The organism is Spartinivicinus marinus (assembly GCF_026309355.1).
Taxonomy (GTDB): Bacteria; Pseudomonadota; Gammaproteobacteria; order Pseudomonadales; family Zooshikellaceae; genus Spartinivicinus; species Spartinivicinus marinus.
In genome coordinates this window covers 4887295-4905592 of record NZ_JAPJZK010000001.1, presented here as the reverse complement: position 1 = coordinate 4905592, position 18298 = coordinate 4887295, and the positions used below count along the sequence as shown (strand labels likewise).

Genomic DNA, 18298 nt, shown 5'->3' with positions numbered 1-18298 from the left:
CTAGTTTTATTATTTTTATTCGCTTTTTAGTAATAGGGCATTTTCTAAGGGTTTATTAGTTGTATTCTTTTATCCCATGTCCTTTAAAGATTGTCGTAAGAAACTAACAAAACGCTTGAATCCCAGTCTGTGCCCTACCCAATATTAACGCATGAATATCATGGGTTCCTTCGTAAGTATTGACTGCCTCTAAATTCATTACATGTCGGATGACATGGAACTCATCAGAAATACCATTACCACCGTGCATATCTCTCGCTATACGGGCTATCTCTAATGCTTTACCACAAGAGTTACGCTTTAATAAGGAAATTAATTCTGGTGGACATCGGTTGTCGTCCATTAATCGACCAGCTCTTAAGCAACCTTGTATACCCAAACTAATTTCTGTTTGCATATTAGCCAACTTTAATTGAATGAGCTGATTAGCTGCCAATGGTCGACCAAACTGTTTACGATCTAAGGTATACTGACGTGCTTGAAACCAACAAAACTCGGCAGCACCTAATGCGCCCCAAGCAATCCCATAGCGCGCTTTATTTAAACAACCAAAGGGACCTTTAATACCTTTTACATTAGGCAACAGTTGTTCGTCAGGCACCACTACGTCTTCCATCACTATTTCACCCGTAATGGACGCCCGTAAAGAAAACTTACCTTCTATTTTTGGAGCCGATAATCCAGGCATATCTTTTTCTAAAATAAAGCCACGTACTTCACCATCCAGTTTTGCCCACACAATAAATACATCAGCGATTGGGGAATTAGTAATCCACATTTTACTGCCATTAAGGCGATAACCATCCACTACTTTCTCAGCTTTTGTCCGCATACTGGCAGGATCTGAGCCCGAGTCTGGCTCAGTTAAACCAAAGCACCCTACCCATTCCCCTGTGGCTAATTTTGGTAAATACTTCTTGCGTTGGGTTTCACTACCGTAAGTATAAATAGGGTGCATCACCAATGAAGACTGCACACTCATGGCAGAGCGATAGCCACTATCAACCCGTTCAATTTCTCTCGCAGTCAATCCATAACACACATGATTAACACCCGCACAGCCGTATTCCGCTGGTAAAGTAGAACCTAATAAACCCAGCCCTCCCAGTTCAAATAAAATATCCCGGTCGAACACTTCATTACGGTTAGCTTGCTGCACTCGCGACATCAAACGGTTTTGTGCATAATCAAACGCCGTTTGCCTGACCATCCGTTCTTCTTCAGTTAACTGTTCATCAAGTAAAAAAGGATCTTGCCAATTAAAGGCAGGTTTATGTTTATCCATTATGAATGACTACCTTCTTATACAGAATAATTTCCTACTATAGTAATTTCCTATCTTGGGTTGCTAGCACCCAATTGTCGTTTAAAGCCAGCTTACGATGTTTTACTATTGGTTTAAAATACTGTTTAACTTTGTGGGGTATAGGTAAAAGCTATGGATCTGCGTTCCCTTAATTATTTTATTGCGGTATATGAGTTACGCTGCATCAGTGCCGCAGCAAGGGCTTGCTTTGTTGCACAACCGTCTATTTCTGCCGCGATTCACCAGCTTGAAGGGTCTCTAAATACCCTGCTTTTTCAGCGACACCCCAAAGGCGTTGAGCCCACAGAAGAAGGTCACCGCCTTTACCCTATGGCCAAGCGGCTAACCAATGATGCTAAAACCATTCAACACACATTCGCTAGTGAACCTTCCCCCATTCCCTTTCGGCTCGGATTAATGCGATCACTAGGGGCTGATCGAATGAGTAAGCTATTGAAAGAACTCACCAGTGCTGTGGATGCTTTAGAACTCACCCTAGTTAATCCGGAAGAACCCTGTGATGCACGAATTATCGATAGCACCTTAATCAGCCAGGATGAGTGTGCTCAACCAATTTGGCAGGATCGCTATATGATTGCATTACCTGTTAACCACCCATTATCAAGTCAAACAGCCATTCACTTTACTGACCTGGCTGGGTTACCTTTTATTAACCGACACCCTTGTGATGCCCTCACAAAATTAAAACAAGCCTTAGCTCAACAAAATATTTATTTGAATAACAGGGCCCATATTCGCACCATCGAATATGCATTAGCGTTGGTTAGTGCAGGGGTTGGAGCGGCGTTTGTCCCTGACTGGGAGAACACGCAGAATAGAGCTGACATTGTATTATTGCCTTTAGCTGAGCTAAACATTAGCCATCAAATTGTCCTTGCTTATCGGGAGCATGCTCTCCTTGAAGGCCCACTAAAAGTATTAGTTGATCGCTGTAAACAATGTTATCGCTCCTCAAACCACTAAATATTCCCTTCGCTGTAGGTGTTCTTACTATTAGCTTTATACCTGAAACCTTAGTTGATAGAGGTTACCCAAAACCACTCTAATATGTCAGCTGTTTTATTTTTATAATTTATAGTTTTTTTTATTTCAATCACTAAAAGTGATTATGCTAATTAAAAAACCTCTTTATTAGTTTCATCAATTAATAATATCAACAATTCAAATAGCATCCTAGTGCATTGAAAAATATAGAAAAAATCACATATAAAAATTAAATTACATGTTTAAATAATAATAACGAACGAGTTTATAGCCAAACGATACAAAAGTTGCCCAACTTATGTGACCAACTCCAAAAAAATATTAAGTAAACACGTGTATAAAAAGCACCCAGAAAGCTTAATTGTAAAGTTTGTAAGGAGGGCGCTTCAAATGCAGAAAAAATTAATGGCTTTAGGTTGCTTAGCAGGTGGGGTACTTGTTGCGGTTTTAATGGCAGGTCCATTTACAAAAAAAGAAATGCCCGCACAGCAACAAGCTACTAGCGCTGACCAAATCATAGCGACAGCAGCGCCGGCTCAGTCTGCATTGGAAAAGCGTCAACCCGCTCAAATAAAAGCTAATCCACAGTCAACCCAACCCACTGATTCATCAATCCCTTGGCAAGCAAATGAATGGGAATCAACTCTAAATGAAGATGGCTTAAGCTACTTCAAAACCAGTACTCCCCCCCAGTATTTTGCCAATTTAACAACAGGACAAACCCTCCGTTTACCACTCCCTGAACAGGATAGTGACTTTTCAGTCACCTTGTCAGAAGCGCGTAAAGGCTATGGCGATTTAGATATTGTTTCTGGTGATGTGCCAGGTACAACTCAAGGGGTAACCATTGTTAAAGGTAAACTGGATACTCATATGACCGTCATCACAGCCAACACAACTTACACCGTGGTTGTTGATAACCAAACGGGTGAAACCAAAATTATTGATGATAGAGACCGAGCCAAACTGCAATTTATTGATGGCAAAGATGGCTTAGAGCATCACCAGCAAGAAAAACAAATACCTTTCCCACCAGGCTTAAAACAAGCCCCTATTTCAAATGCTTCATAAAAGCTTTTAATAATTATTTTTAATGACAGTGACTACTAAGAGGACTCATTAAATGTCAATTAGCAATCAAGCGAAAAAAATCGGACTAGGCCTTGCCTTTACAGGTATTGCATTATCCGCAAATGCAGCCCCTAAAAATTTAGATATGTTAATTCTGTATACGCCAGAAGCCTTACAGACGATTGAGGGCCGTGATATTAATGCTCGGGTAAATATTTTTATTGAATATTTTAATCGGACCTTAAAAAACAGTAATGTCGATTTCCGTGCTCGCGTGGTACACAGCCAGTCAGTTAATTGGTTAGGTGACCTTAATGGTGCCTACGATGCTAATTTAAGAGCTGTCACCAACGATGACAGAGTCAGCCAATTAAGAGATAAATATGGTGCTGATATTGTTTCTGTCGTATATAAAAACCCACCCAGACAATCTTGTGGTTTAGGCTGGATAGCTTCAGGAAAAAATGGAGGCCTTAATTACTGGGCAGCTAAAGGCAATTCTGGTTTTAACCTGTCAGCTGTTAACTGTTATGATTATATTGTTGCGCACGAAACAGGTCATAATATGGGGTTAAGACATTCTATACCTCAGGATGATCAACAAGGATATAGTTTCCCTACCAATCACTGGGGAACATTTAAATACAGTCGTGGCTATGGTGAATATAATAACTTCCATACCCCAATGGCTTATCCATCTGCTTATGGCGCACCCTGGAATAGTGTTCAGCCAATATTTTCTAACCCAAGAAAAAATATTTGTGGTGGTCAACTAGGTACTCAACGAGCTTGTGGTCAAGCGGGTATGGCTGATGCCGCTGGGGCGCTTAATCAAATGAGTAGTCAAATTTTAAGCTATAGACCAACTCGTGTAACAGAGACGACAACCAAAACGACTATAACAACTAGGACGACCACTCCCACTGAGCCAACCCAACCAATAAAACCAGTAAAGTTAAACATGGTTTCTGACTTCAGTAATGTTAATCACGGTTGGAAGTCTATCTACAGTAATATTAATTTAGGCTCAGACCATCGAAACCGAAATAATAACGTTCTTTATGTTCAACAGGCTAACCACTATTGGGCAGGGGCTTATAAAAATGTCACTGAAACGATAAAAGGTGGAAACTCATACGATATCAGTCTGGATGCATGGATTTTCGAAAATAAACCTGTTCATGCATACCTTTACGTTGTCTATGACAATAATAAAACTGACTGGATTCAAGTGATTAACTATAATGTGCCTAGCTGGCGTTGGACCACAATCAACAATCAAATCAATATAGCTAAAGGCCAGGTTAAACGTGCTGAACTGTATCTTTACGCTCCCGGCTCAAGCTACTTTGTTGACAATGTACGACTAGCCCAGCGATAGTTCACACATCCCTCAATAAAAAAGGTGCTTTTTAAGCACCTTTTTTATTATCTGTAATGCAGCACTGTTATATCTTGATGCTTTTTTTAGAGGTACTCTATTCAAATAACCATTAGCACTTATTTCTCAACTTCAATAAAGTGCTTAAAGTTATCAGGTAATTTAAGTTGTATTTTGTCAAGTAGCGCTTGATTAGTTGCCACTCGCCAGTCTTTATTAGTAGCAATGGTAATATCTGCAGGGGAGGCTCCTGCCATTATTTTGAGCGCGGTATTAGCCGCATAACGTCCCTGTTCTTCTGGTAGATGAAAAAATGACAACATCACGAAGGGTTGCATCCAGCGAGCAGTAGATACGGTAATAGTAGTAATATTAGCTGCTTGAATAAACTCTCTAGCAAGTGAGTCATCCCAATTATTTATATCGTGATTATTAGGTACATATATAAAATCATATTTCTGGCTGTCTGCAAATACTGTTGTAAATTGCTGAAAATTATTAACCCAGCGAATATCGAATGTAACACCAAATTCGCTCGCTAGCTCTACTAAGTGTTTATGTAGTTTTTCATTAGTAATACGATGGGCTGCGATCATCATCCCCTGTTTAATTGACGGCCTGATTTTTTTTAATTGAACGAGCATCGGCCGAATGGGTTCAAACTCCACCATACCTGTCACATTCGGATAAGGATAGCCATACTTTTCTGCTGAAAAATTTACGCCACAAAATACTACAGGTGTTTGACTGTCTTTCAAATAAGGCTTAACTAAATACTTGGAAGCATTGTCATCACTGGCAATAATGATATGAGGCTGCCAATCTTGAATGATAGCCCACGCCTGATGAGCCATAGTCTGCTTATTCAACTCACTGGACTGACGGATGGTATCCAAATAAAATGATTTTAACCGACAATAACCGGCTAAGTTTTTCTCAACAGCAGCCGTCAATCCATCCTGCCAAGGATAGCCTTTATGGTAAGAAGCTACATAAAAGCAACGTTTTTTCCCTCCAACCCAGACAGCCAAACCGATACTGATGATGAGTAATACAATGACTGGAATAATCACAAAGGATACTTTTATATTTTTCATTATCTTCTAGTGTGTATCTTGTAATTAAAGAACCTGCAGAGCATTTTTTATAATCGCTCCCTCGTAATTTTAATTAACAATACATCCAGCTGATCAATTGTCAGTTCTAACTGAGCAATAATTCGGTCAACAGTTGACTGGTCTTTTGCCATAATGATAACACTCCATTCCGCTTGCTGATGCAAATCATGGAAATCTGATTCAGTGATAGCAACATTAGTTACCCTGCCAAACTTATCTTTAAGACCACCTAAGCGGCTCCTTTTTTCTTTTAGTGACCGACAGCCTGGTAAGTGGAAGAATAGTGTTAGTAACTGAATAACCATTTATATTAATACCCTACGCATTGGGTATATTTAGGTATGATGAATTTCAATTGAAAGTCCATTTTGCTTTAAGTGTTCAACCAACAAGGCTCGGTCTGCCTGATTTAAAAATTCTCCTACAGGAATAATTTGATTTCGATAGCACAAGCTCACTTCACCCACACTCCCCCCATGAGCTGACCTAAATACCTGCACCGTGGTCCACTCTCGCTGCAACACATAGCGCTGCTCTAAGCGTCGACGCCCTTTTTCGACACAAATCTGGTCAATGGTCAGCCAAATACGTTGCTGACGGGATGCTTGCCAAGCGGTGTAATAAAGCGCTATAGCCAGACACGCAAGTTCAATCCCAGCAAAGGGTAGGACTACCCAGGCCCCCACTAAGGCAAAACCTACGGCAATCAATAGGCTCAACACAGCAAGACCGCCAAAAACCTGCAAATTACCGCGCCAGCTTAACGACTGATTAGATCTCAGCCAAATTTCTTGACCGACCTGTTTGCTCTGTTCCACAACAACCATAATTAAGAGCCTGTTACTTGCTTCTTAAGCAATGTTACTGCTTAGATAATCCAGTCCTGAGAAGAATCAACAACCGTTGAATTCTATGAGCAAACCAAACACTTAATGTCTAAGCTTAGTTCAAGTACACCTAGTACTGAAGGAAGCACCATACGCGAAGGATGCCATGACTCAAGAAGCTAAATTTTCAATCGGGCAAATCGTTCACCACAAACTGTTTAACTATAGAGGGGTTGTGATTGATATAGACCCAACCTTTATGCTGACTGATGAGTGGTATCAAACCATGGCAAAAAGCCGCCCACCAAAAAACAAGCCTTGGTACCATGTGTTAGTGGATAATGCAGTCCATCAAACCTATGTGGCGGAACAAAATTTAGCACCTGATGACAGTGGTGAACAAGTCCACCACCCTGAGCTTGGGCTTTATTTTGATCAATTTATTAATGGTCACTATCACCTAAAACAAAAATCCAATTAGCCTGCCATATTTTGCCTTTTTATTACCGACAACTGTCTTAATATAACTATCAGATAGTCTTTTTCTGTTGTTTCAATAAGCCTTAACAACCGACCGAGTCATTCAGCGTCATCACTTTATTGAAATAAGAGAAATATTATGAAACTAACAAAACTCGCCTGCATCCTAGTTGCCACTACCTGTTTATCAACAGCGATTTTTGCTAAAGAGCCCAAAGCAAGTGTTGGGGATAAATTAATGGGCGTAGGTTCAGGTATGGTGATTGGCGCATTAGCAGGCGGCCCTTTTGGTGCAGTCATTGGTGCAGCTGTTGGAGATAGCATCACAGAAAAGTTTGCTATGGCAGATCAAGCTGAAGCAAACGAGGCGGCACTGATTACAGCCCAGCAAGAAATTGAGCTGCTTAGGCAACAATTGGCAGCGAACCAGCCTGGTAGTGAATCAATTAATAGCAGTAGTTATTGGGTAATGGGCGAAAACCAAACGGCACAATTCCCTGTATTGTTTCATACCGCTGAGAGCCGTATACCTGCTTCCCACTTAGCACTGCTTGATCACTGGGCAACCATATTAACAGCAAACCCTGCATTACAAATTCAGCTAGATGGTTATGCCGATCAACGAGGCTCAGATAGCACTAACCACCAACTATCTCTAGCCAGAGCTCAAGCTGTTAAGCAATACCTTGCCAGTGCAGGCATTGACCCACAACGTATTAGTGTCATCGCTCATGGCAAACAAGAGGCTTCCGCAGCCCAGGGTAATTTAGACGGTTATGCGTTGGATCGTCAGGTCGTCGTTACACTGAGCACTAATGAAAATACGGCAACGGTTGCACAAAACTAGGCCGCATGGATCACCATTGGTTGGGCTACAGATTGCGCTTTTTCCTTACCCAGTAATACTTCAACCAGGGCCAGAGCAAACGCTAACGCAGTACCTGGCCCTTGACTGGTAATCAGCTTATTATCCTGATCAACAACCACAGCGGCAGCTCTATCAACCTGTGCGCCTATTAATTTATCTTGAAAACTGGGATAACAGGTTGCTTTAACCCCTTTCAGCCAGCCATGTTGAGCCAACACCACAGCAGGCGATGCACAAATTGCAGCATGCCACTGTTTATTATTTCTTTGTTTTTCTAAGATGCCAGTGAGTGGTTGACTCTCATATAAATACTTTGCTCCAGGCATTCCTCCTGGTAAAACGACTAAATCATAAGCTTGGTCAACACAAGTTTTAATATGACAGTCCGCTTGAATTTTTACGCCTCTAGAAGCTGTGATTAGCAGCGATTCAGTCGGCATACAACTGGCCACGACAACATCGACATCTGCTCGTCTTAATACATCAATAATACAAACGGCCTCTAGTTCTTCAGAGCCATCAGCAATAGCAACCAATACTTTCTTCATATTATGACCTAGTGTAGAAAAGCGAGTATTAATAGAATAGTATGACTGAACCAAAGCTTTCTCAAAAACGTTCGCTAATGAGGCTGTTGCAAAAGGTCATGAGCGAAGCAAAGACAAGGCAAAAATCGGCGAAAAGGCGGAGTTTATACCTAATAAATGAGTATTTTGAGTCGATTTTTAACGCAGTATTTGCAAGCGTAGTAGTTGTGCGACAGCCTCTAATGGAAGTAATCAGCTGTTACTAATGCCTTATGAAAAATCAAAAACACGCCACTATTTATGGACTATCTGCTGTAATGCTTTGGTCTACTGTTGCTACTGCTTTTAAAATCAGTTTGCAACATTTTAGCCCATTACAATTACTGTTCTATTCCAGCCTTTGTTGCATTATGTTACTGACTGCTATTTTAGGGTGGCAAGGCAAACTTCAACAGGTCTATCACTGTATCAAAACAGCACCTACTCACTATTTATTACTGGGAACAATGAACCCTTTTATCTATTACCTGTTGTTACTTCAAGGCTATGACTTACTACCAGCCCAACAGGCCCAACCCATTAATTACACCTGGGCTATTACGTTAACCCTTTTATCCATTCCCATTCTAAAACAAAAAATTACTCTGTTAGCGTTTCTAGCCTGTTTAGTCAGCTATTTAGGTGTATTGGTGATTTCGACCAAAGGTGAGCTACTCAGTTTAAATTTTTCTAACCCGCTTGGAGTGTTATTTTTATTGACCAGCACCCTCTTCTGGGCTTTATATTGGTTGTTAAATACCAAACAAAACCACGACCCAGTTGTCAGTTTACTGGCCTGCTTTTTAATGGGTTTCCCTTTACTCATTATTAGTACGGCAGCATTTGCTGACTTTACTATCCCCCACTGGCATGGCTTTGCTGGCGCACTTTACATAGGTTTATTTGAAATGGGGTTTAGTTTTATTTTATGGTTAAATGCCATGAGGCTTGCTGAAAACACTGCCAAAATCAGTAATTTAATCTTTTTAGCCCCCTTTACTTCACTGATTTTTATTCATTATTTACTGGGCGAATCGATACACCCTGCCACCTACGTTGGGTTGGTATTAATTATTACAGGTATTGTATTACAGCAACGGTTAAGTCATCGCTCAGCAAGCATTAAAGGAAAAAAAGTAGCTGTTAATTAATGCATCACTCAAATGCTGGCAATAGGGAGTGATAGGATATTCTATAGTTGTGACATGAAGTCACTTTAGCGCAAGAGGCCATGGGTTGGCCTTTCTTGTGCAGCAGAAGAATACTCTATTGCCCCATATTATACACTCTATTTATCAAGCACTTTCATGGATCTTAATGTGATTAGTAATAATATCACTAATTGGTTGATACAACCCCTGTGGTATATCGTGCCCCATACCAGGAATCGTCACTAACTTAGCTCCTGTTATTAACTGCTTTAACTGAAAACTCGCTTTTACTGAAATAAGCAGATCAGCTATGCCATGAATAATTTGTGTCGGTAGGGTTATTTCACGGGACCATTTAATCAATGAGCCGGTCGCTAAAATAGCATGGGTTTGGCGCATCATGCCTGCGGGCCGAAAATCTCGATCAAAGCATTTTTCCAATAATTGCCTCAGCATAATTGGATCCGTTGGATAAGCAGGACTACCAATGGTTTCCCACATGGCTTGTTGATGATCAACCACCCGTTGTTTATTTCGTCCCGCCAACTTTCTGGCAAAAACAAACTTAATCAGTCGTAGATCAGGGGTAGGTAAATTCGGGTGGTTGGTAGATGTCATTAATAAAGTTAAGCTCGCCAACTTATCTGGATGCTTGGCAGCCAATAGCTGGGCAATCATCCCACCCATTGATACCCCCACTAAATGTACTTCAGTTAATTTCAGTGCATTAATTAAAGCTAAAGTATCCTCCGCCATATCATGCAAGGTGTAGTGGGCTTTAGGTAAGCCACCCAATCGATACCTAGCATAACTCAACGGTAAATTAATTGACATTTGCCGCTTTACACTATTTGAACCACCAATATCACGGTTATCAAACCGAATCACTCGAAAGCCTTGCTTCACTAACAAAGCAACAAAAGGGTCAGGCCACATCCACATCTGACAGGATAGCCCCATCACTAATAACATCACAGGCTTGTCAATTTCCCCCCAGGACTCATAGGCCAATTCAATACCATTGGCTTGAACAGTTCCGGTGGTAATAGGGATATCAGCAAAAAATAAAGTTTGTGGATGAAGGGTAACCAGACAATCGTTCAAGCAGCTTCTCCTTCTATGATGAATTAGTATGAAACAATGGGACACTCTTCTGCCACTCAAAAGTCTATCCCTAGCCTTTAGAATTAAAGCTTATCCCAACCACAGCTACAGAATACTCCATTAACTCATACATTCTCACGGAAGCCTTTTATGACTTCCAATATAATACCTGAAGTAATATCTGCCCCGATATCACCTTATTATTGTCAGCTTTTCTGACGATCTAGAACAGCATTTCGAGTTAATGCTTGATTGGCAGGAAGACGCACAACTAGACCGAGTAGATTGCTTTAAATATTCGCCAGTAGAAGGAGCTAAAGCAAATGAACTACCAGGCGCTGTACCAGAAGAAGTGAAGCAAGAATGCTGGGAACGGTTTATGGCAACTCAACAGCAAATCAGCGCCAACAAGCTTCAGCAAAAATTCGGTAAGACATATGTTGAAGTGATTATTGATGAGGTAGGTGATGGCGGAGCCGCTGGCCGAACCCAAGCCGATGCTCCTGAGATTGATGGGAAACTTTATTTGGAAGGTGCTACTCACATACAAGCAGGGCAATTGGTTAAGTTAGTAGTGGAGGAAGCCGATGAATACGACATGTGGAGGCATCTTCTTCACGAATAGATTAGATACGTAAAAATCATTCGCGAAAAGTATACAAAAAAGCTGGCTATTGCCGGCTTTTTTGTTCCAAACTCACAACTTTTTCTACAGTGACTTTTTTATTCTGGTTATACAACAAATCCACAATATTTTTTTCAGGTTTGTAACCAGTCACCGCTTTTAACAACAGGTGACGTACATTCGTATAGTCATACTCTTTTAATGACTGCTCAATCTCGCTTAGCAATTCTGCTAAAGACTCCCATGGCAGCATTTCCTCATGAGCACGCATAATCATTGAGTGCTCTGTTGGTGTATCATTTTCACCAATTAACAGCTCTTCATACAGTTTTTCACCCGGCCTCAAGCCAGTAAACTGAATTTCAATATCCCCTTCAGGGCTTTCCTCATTTTTAACTGTTAACCCTGATAGATTGATTATCTTTTCAGCTAGATCAACAATCTTAACAGGCTCCCCCATATTCAAAACAAATACGTCACCACCCTGCTCCATAGCACCGGCTTGAATCACCAACTGGGAAGCTTCAGGAATAGTCATAAAGTAACGGGTAATATTGGGATGTGTAACCGTAATAGGGCCGCCCTCTGCTACCTGCTCCCGGAATTTAGGAATAACTGAACCCGATGATCCTAATACATTACCAAAACGCACCATAGTAAAGCGGGTTTCATTATGAAAAGCACAATGGTTAACCAAGCCAAATACATTATTTTTATTTAAATAAAGCGTTGACTCTTCACTAAGTGCTTGCAACACCATTTCTGCCAAGCGCTTGCTAGCACCCATAACATTAGTGGGCCTAACCGCTTTATCAGTAGAAATCAGCACAAAGTGTTTTACTTTACCAATAATCGCTGCTTGTGCAGTAAGTAAGGTACCAAATACATTATTACGAATGCCTTCCGCAATATTTTGTTCGACAATAGGCACATGCTTATAGGCTGCTGCATGATATAAGGTATCGACATGATAAGAGCTGATCGTATTGAGCAAATGCTTGGCATTGGTGACCGAGCCAAGTAAAGGGATGACTTCAACAGGGTAATTCACTTGTTGTACAATTTGCTCCAGCTCTTTATGAATACTGTATAAGTTGTACTCCGAGTGCTCAAACAAAATGATACTTTTAGGTTGATTCTGCACAATCTGCCGACAAAGCTCTGAACCAATGGAGCCACCTGCCCCTGTTACCATCACCACCTTGTTTTTAATGCAGCGTTCTAAAAGCGCTTCTTCAGGTTGAACCGAATCTCTACCTAATACATCCGCTATCTCAACTTCACGGATATCTGCCACTTTCACCTTACCCATGGCTAGCTCAGAAATACTGGGTACTGTTCTAACATGCAGGGGGTATTGTTCCAAAGACTCTAAAATTTCTTTTTTCTGTGAGCGTGATAAAGTAGGCATTGCCAGCAGTATTTCCCTAGCCCCCGTTTCCTCAATCATCTGCCCAATATGCTTGGGAGTATATACTCGCTTCCCCGCAATCAAGCGATTAGCAATCGAACGATCATCATCCACAAACGCCACTGGCATTAACTCATGGCCACGCTCTAACGCTCCCAATAACTCAAAGCCAGCTTCACCAGCACCATAAATAGCCACCGGGCGCTTACTTAGATTTTGAGCCCGAGAAATCCGCAATAAGTGAGCACTATCTTGTGGAACCAGCCATAACCTAACAGCCCAGCGAATTCCCCCAATGGCCAACATACACAATGCCCAGTAATTTAACACCACCGAACGCGGCACCACTGCTGCTTCACGATGCCAGTAAATCAACAAAGACAACACTAGGGTAGATAAAGTTATAGCCTTAAAAACGGCTAAAAAAGCATCACGCCCCATATAGCGAAGCACTGCGCGGTAAAGTCCAAGCTTGATAAAAATCGGTAAAGAAACCAGTGGTGCGACGATAAACAACCAAGCGTAATCAGCCCCAATGGGGTTAACTAACTCCTCAGGCCCTAGTCGTACAAAAAAAGCAAGCCATAGGCAGAGCCAGGTGAGTGCAACATCTGTTGTAACACCCAGAATTCTTTTTTGTCGCCGAGTCAGCTCTAGTAAAAAATTTTTAATTTTCATTGCCATTCTAAGGAAAGGCTTACTGAAGAACATAGCTTATAAATAAAGTAGTAGATAGAAACACAACCAAGTATTAGCAACAAGCTTGGCTTTAATGGAGTTAGGTAAAATAATGCATAGGAATGCGGTTTATGAAACAAACGACTTTCAAATAACTTCCACTTGCTTAGAGCAAAAATTACTCACTTTACTTCACTATTGACTATACTGACTGCAAATGTGGGGGGAAGTTTAACACCAATATCCTCATACTAGGTATTTTTTACAAGAATATAGCCATACCTATTTACCGGATGCTATTGAATAAGTAAAGGTAACTATAGTTGAAAGTGTATTTAGTGGACTAAAGCTCAATGAAGCGTATTATTGATGAAGAGGTTTAACTAACAGGAATACTTACTTGCCGGGTCTGCGTTTGCCTGATGATAAGCTTTTAATTATTTCTTCAAGTAATCCTGGGGAAAACAACATTAACATTTATGCTCATTACAGGGAAATAGAATCATTATTTCAATGCCTAAAAAGCAGTGGCTTTAACTTTGAAGATACACTGTAGAACCAAGTTGACTCAGAAACAAAGTAGGGGGGGGGTAGCTATTGCTTTTTGCTGAGCTATTAAAACAAGTGAATGGAGTGTAAACAGGGTGAAGTGATTAGAGCCAAAAAGCGTGCTCGGCCACAAAAAAGCTTGTTCAACCATAGGTAGGGTTTGCTCCAACAGTTTGGGTTACAGGCTTGTCATTGTCTCAGACGTATTCTTCAGTGCTTGAAGCTATTGATAAATAAGCCTCAAGCTCCTGAATGACCACTTTTAGACTATAAATTGTCGTGTACAGTGTGAAAACCGTATAATTATGGCAGAGCTAAGAAATAGGTCCTAATCTTCATAAGAAAGCAGTACTATTTTTACTAACATGAAAAATTCATTAGTCTTAAACTATAGTGATAGATTTCGACATGATGCTGAATTAATTTGATATGAAAGATACTGCTAGAATGGAGAATATTTATTAATGGACTATAATTTAAAAATAACCTTTACAGAAAGTGATGAAATCGGAAGCCTCTCTAGGAAAAGTGTTATCAACATTTGTTAGGAGTATCATGTAAGAGAAAATATTTTATAATACCATTCAATTCGAAGATTTAAAGTCTTTCAAAGTCTACAATAACTATTATTTAATAGTATGATAGAGACCAAGAATGCTACCAGTATTTTAACAAATATAGATAACTAATAATATTTCATCCCTCTTGAATACAGTTAGATTTTGGTAACACATTAAGAAACGCTGAAATAATTATACAAAATAACAAAAGCATAAAATCACTCTAAATCTAATAGGCATGTTTTCCAATTATATCGAATTAGAAACAGAGTCTTTTTTTTTGACATATACTTTCTATAAAAACCCACTCAAGGATAAAGGAGTTAGGACTTGTCATCTCAAATTTATAAATATCGAAAATCATATAAGATACATAAAATAATAGTTGTGATAGCTTCAACTATGTCTTTAATATGCCAAGGTGAACCTAATCCAAATATCCAGTATTATGGATATGACTGGCTTGATAGTGATAATGTAGAGCAGAACTATGCCAGTATTACAGCCACTGGAGCAAATAACACAAATTTAAACATAGTTCACTCAATTTCAAGTTTAAACTCTACTGCTTGTTTAAATGATCAATGCGCAGTCAATATTAGTGCAGGCGAAGAAAATTATCATGGTCGGTTAGATATTTGTTTTTCAGCAAGAAACAATAGAGAATGCCAATCTAAAAACTCATGGAAAAATATATGGCATATTGTAGAAGATATTAAATCCGCAACAAATAGACCTAAGGCAATCTATTTTCTTGATGAACCTTCTGCCGATCCTGCACTCCAAGATAATGGAGTGTATGTTAAATGGCAATACGCTAGTTATGTTTGTACATTAAGGCAAGCTTTATCAGCATATGAGCTAAGTGATATACCAATATTTACTATTCTTATTTATAGAAAAACTGTTCCTGCAGTAATTAACGAAATTCGCCATCAAATGGCACAACCAAGCTGTATAGGGGTAAAAAGTACTCCTGATTGGGTTGGAATTGATAACTATTACTGGCGCTATGATAGTTCTCGAGATGACAGCACCACTATACATGAAACATACCGTAGATATTTTTCAGATAATTCTAGCCTAAAATGGGTTATTGTTCCACCATCAACACAAGAGCCTTCACTGAACCCACCTGTTATAAATGACCAAGATTTGCATGACCGCATTCAAGTATATTGGAACTATTTAAATAACTATCCACAAGATCCTATAATTGCTATTATGAACTTCAGATTTGATAAAAATATTTTAGATCCTTCCACAATTGATAATTTTCCAAAATCAAGGGCTATATTAAAATTTATGGGAAATATGCTTACCCCTTAGTTTTTCATACATTAACTGAATTTTTAAATTAGTAGCTTAGTAAAGTACAGCCTTAATAAACTGGTGTAGCTAGTAAAATGACAGCATTAACCTTGTAAACATGTTTGGTACACTTAACTTACAACACTTGTATATGGCCCGAAGCTTTGCGAGCACTGGTGGTAATAGTCCAAATTTTCTCACAACAGTGGATTATATACATGATGCAGTATTATTAAAGCTAGACATGATTCACGGCTGATCTGGAATATATTATCGTTTTTTCTGCTCTAGACTCACAACTTTTTCTATGGCTATTTTTTTGTTTTGGTTATACAGCAAATCCATAATATTTTTTTCTGGTTTATAGCCAGAAACCACTTTAAGTAACAAATGTCGAACATCGGTATAATCATTCTTTCTTAACGATAGCTCAATCTCACCTAGCAATTCTGCTAATGACTCCCATGACAACATTTCCTCATGAGCACGCATAATCATTGAGTGCTCTGTTAAAGTATTATTTTCACCAATTAATAGCTCTTCATACAGTTTTTCACCCGGCCTCAAGCCAGTAAACTTAATTTCAATATCACCCTCAGGGCTTTCCTCATTCTTAACTGTTAGCCCTGAAAGATTGATTATCTTTTCAGCCAGATCAACAATCTTAACTGGTTCCCCCATGTTCAAAACAAACACATCACCACCCTGCCCCATGGCTCCTGCTTGAATTACTAATTGGGAAGCCTCGGGTATCGTCATAAAGTAACGGGTAATATTAGGATGGGTAACGGTAATAGGGCCACCCTCTGCCACTTGTTCCCGAAACTTAGGAATAACTGAACCTGATGAACCCAATACATTACCAAACCGCACCATGGTAAAGCGTGTTTCATTATGAAAAGCACAATGGTTAACTAAACCAAATACATTATTTTTATTTAAATAAAGGATCGACTCTTTACTCAGCGCCTGTAAAACCATTTCTGCCAAGCGTTTACTGGCTCCCATTACATTTGTGGGCCGAACGGCTTTATCAGTTGAAATCAACACAAAGTGTTTTACTTTACCAATAATCGCTGCTTGTGCGGTAAGTAAGGTACCAAACACATTATTGCGAATACCTTCAGCAATATTTTGCTCAACAATAGGTACATGCTTATAAGCTGCTGCATGATAAAGCGTATCGACATGACAGGAACTAATTGTATTAAGAAGGTGTTTAGCATTGGTGACCGAGCCAAGCAACGGAATAATGTCAACAGCATAACTCACCTGCTGTACAATCTGCTCCAGCTCTTTATGAATACTGTATAAATTGTATTCAGAGTGCTCAAACAAAATAATACTTTTAGGTTGATTTTGTACAATCTGACGACAAAGTTCTGACCCTATTGAGCCACCTGCCCCCGTGACCATCACCACTTTATCTCTAATACAACGCTCCAACAGCACCGCCTCTGGCTGAACAGAGTCTCTCCCTAATACATCTGCTATTTCAACTTCACGAATATCCGCTACTTTCACCTTACCCATAGCTAACTCAGAAATGCTGGGTACCGTCCTAACATGTAGGGGATACTTTTCTAAAGACTCTAAAATCTCCTTTTTTTGAGCACGCGATAAAGAAGGCATCGCCAGTAGTATTTCCCTGGCCCCGGTTTCCTCAATCATCTGACCTATATGCTTCGGCGTATAAACTCGTTTACCTGCAATAAATCGATTTGCAATAGAACGGTCATCATCCACAAATGCTACAGGCATTAACTCATGCCCACGCTCTAAAGCTCCTAATAACTCAAAACCCGCTTCACCCGCTCCATAAATAGCCACTGGGCGCTTACTTGTATTTTGGCTTCTAGAAATTCTTAATAAATGAGCACTATCCTGAGGCACCAACCAAAGCCTAACAGCCCAACGAATCCCCCCTATAGCCACCATACACAGCGCCCAATAATTCAAAATAACAGAACGAGGCACCACCGCCGCATCACGATTCCAGTAGATGAGCAAAGCTAAAACCAAGGTAGATAAAGTAATGGCTTTAAAAACGGCTAAAAAAGCATCACGCCCCATGTAGCGCAACACAGCACGGTAAAGCCCCAACCTAATAAAAATAGGTAGTGATACCAACGGAGCAGTAATAAACAACCATAAATAGTCGTCGCCTACTGGATTAACTAAACGTTCAGGGCCTAAACGAACAAAGAAGGCAAGCCAGAGGCAGAGCCAGGTGAGAATAACATCAGTTGCAACGCCCAAAACTCTCTTTTGTCGCCTACTTAGTTCA

The 18298-nt window shown here is 40.0% G+C and carries 16 protein-coding genes; 8 read left to right on the top strand and 8 right to left on the bottom strand.

What is annotated here, in order from left to right; all coding sequences use genetic code 11:
• Positions 1–103: 103 nt before the first annotated feature.
• Positions 104–1285, bottom strand: coding sequence for an acyl-CoA dehydrogenase (locus tag OQE68_RS22025; RefSeq protein ID WP_180567572.1), 1182 nt, complete (start codon positions 1283–1285; stop codon positions 104–106).
• 153 nt (positions 1286–1438) lie between these two features.
• On the opposite strand from OQE68_RS22025, the gene OQE68_RS22020 reads away from it, so the two are divergent.
• The 3 genes from OQE68_RS22020 (at position 1439) to OQE68_RS22010 (ending at position 4763) form a co-directional block, all read left to right on the top strand.
• Positions 1439–2290 (top strand): LysR family transcriptional regulator, encoded by an 852-nt coding sequence (locus OQE68_RS22020; protein WP_180567573.1) that lies wholly within the window; start codon positions 1439–1441, stop codon positions 2288–2290.
• A gap of 411 nt (positions 2291–2701) precedes the next feature.
• A complete protein-coding gene (locus tag OQE68_RS22015; RefSeq protein WP_180567574.1) occupies positions 2702–3382 on the top strand; it encodes a protease inhibitor BamI-like protein in 681 nt (226 codons plus the stop codon).
• A 52-nt stretch (positions 3383–3434) separates the two neighbouring features.
• Positions 3435–4763, top strand: a complete 1329-nt coding sequence (locus OQE68_RS22010; RefSeq protein WP_180567575.1) for a M57 family metalloprotease — start codon at positions 3435–3437, stop codon at positions 4761–4763.
• Between the two features lie 119 nt (positions 4764–4882).
• On the opposite strand, the gene OQE68_RS22005 is transcribed toward OQE68_RS22010, so the two are convergent.
• From OQE68_RS22005 to OQE68_RS21995, 3 genes are read right to left on the bottom strand one after another with little or no spacing between them, the layout of a single operon-like run.
• Entirely contained in the window at positions 4883–5860 is a 978-nt protein-coding gene (locus OQE68_RS22005; protein ID WP_180567576.1) for an ABC transporter substrate-binding protein, read from the bottom strand.
• Between the two features lie 47 nt (positions 5861–5907).
• Positions 5908–6186: a DUF503 domain-containing protein gene (locus tag OQE68_RS22000; RefSeq protein ID WP_180567577.1), complete on the bottom strand. Its 279-nt coding sequence runs from the start codon at positions 6184–6186 to the stop codon at positions 5908–5910.
• A gap of 30 nt (positions 6187–6216) precedes the next feature.
• On the bottom strand, positions 6217–6708 hold the full coding sequence (locus tag OQE68_RS21995) for a DUF2244 domain-containing protein (protein WP_180567578.1): 492 nt from the start codon (positions 6706–6708) through the stop codon (positions 6217–6219).
• Between the two features lie 166 nt (positions 6709–6874).
• Between OQE68_RS21995 and hspQ the strand changes: the two genes are divergently transcribed.
• Positions 6875–7189 carry a heat shock protein HspQ gene (gene hspQ / locus OQE68_RS21990; RefSeq protein ID WP_180567579.1) on the top strand — a complete coding sequence of 105 codons (315 nt, stop codon included), beginning with the start codon at positions 6875–6877 and terminating at the stop codon, positions 7187–7189.
• Positions 7190–7327: 138 nt separating this feature from the next.
• Complete coding sequence (locus OQE68_RS21985; RefSeq protein ID WP_180567580.1) at positions 7328–8035, top strand: OmpA family protein; 708 nt, start codon at positions 7328–7330, stop codon at positions 8033–8035.
• Here the strand turns inward: OQE68_RS21985 and OQE68_RS21980 are convergent.
• The gene (locus OQE68_RS21980; RefSeq protein WP_180567581.1) at positions 8032–8604 is read right to left on the bottom strand and encodes a DJ-1 family glyoxalase III; all 573 of its coding nucleotides are present in this window, start codon (positions 8602–8604) and stop codon (positions 8032–8034) included. The two genes, OQE68_RS21985 and OQE68_RS21980, sit on opposite strands and share 4 nt — an antisense overlap.
• Before the next feature lie 251 nt (positions 8605–8855).
• Between OQE68_RS21980 and OQE68_RS21975 the strand changes: the two genes are divergently transcribed.
• Positions 8856–9773 (top strand): DMT family transporter, encoded by a 918-nt coding sequence (locus tag OQE68_RS21975; protein WP_180567582.1) that lies wholly within the window; start codon positions 8856–8858, stop codon positions 9771–9773.
• A 144-nt stretch (positions 9774–9917) separates the two neighbouring features.
• Here the strand turns inward: OQE68_RS21975 and OQE68_RS21970 are convergent, their stop codons facing one another.
• Positions 9918–10877, bottom strand: coding sequence for an alpha/beta fold hydrolase (locus OQE68_RS21970; RefSeq protein ID WP_180567583.1), 960 nt, complete (start codon positions 10875–10877; stop codon positions 9918–9920).
• 244 nt (positions 10878–11121) lie between these two features.
• Between OQE68_RS21970 and OQE68_RS21965 the strand changes: the two genes are divergently transcribed.
• A complete protein-coding gene (locus OQE68_RS21965; protein WP_180567584.1) occupies positions 11122–11502 on the top strand; it encodes a ribosomal protein S12 methylthiotransferase in 381 nt (126 codons plus the stop codon).
• 46 nt (positions 11503–11548) lie between these two features.
• Here OQE68_RS21965 and OQE68_RS21960 read toward each other — a convergent pair whose 3' ends face one another.
• The gene (locus tag OQE68_RS21960) at positions 11549–13591 is read right to left on the bottom strand and encodes a polysaccharide biosynthesis protein (RefSeq protein ID WP_219339956.1); all 2043 of its coding nucleotides are present in this window, start codon (positions 13589–13591) and stop codon (positions 11549–11551) included.
• A gap of 1439 nt (positions 13592–15030) precedes the next feature.
• Between OQE68_RS21960 and OQE68_RS21955 the strand changes: the two genes are divergently transcribed.
• The gene (locus tag OQE68_RS21955; RefSeq protein WP_180567586.1) at positions 15031–16029 is read left to right on the top strand and encodes a hypothetical protein; all 999 of its coding nucleotides are present in this window, start codon (positions 15031–15033) and stop codon (positions 16027–16029) included.
• Between the two features lie 252 nt (positions 16030–16281).
• Here the strand turns inward: OQE68_RS21955 and OQE68_RS21950 are convergent, their stop codons facing one another.
• On the bottom strand, positions 16282–18270 hold the full coding sequence (locus OQE68_RS21950; protein WP_255490799.1) for a polysaccharide biosynthesis protein: 1989 nt from the start codon (positions 18268–18270) through the stop codon (positions 16282–16284).
• Positions 18271–18298 lie beyond the last annotated feature (28 nt).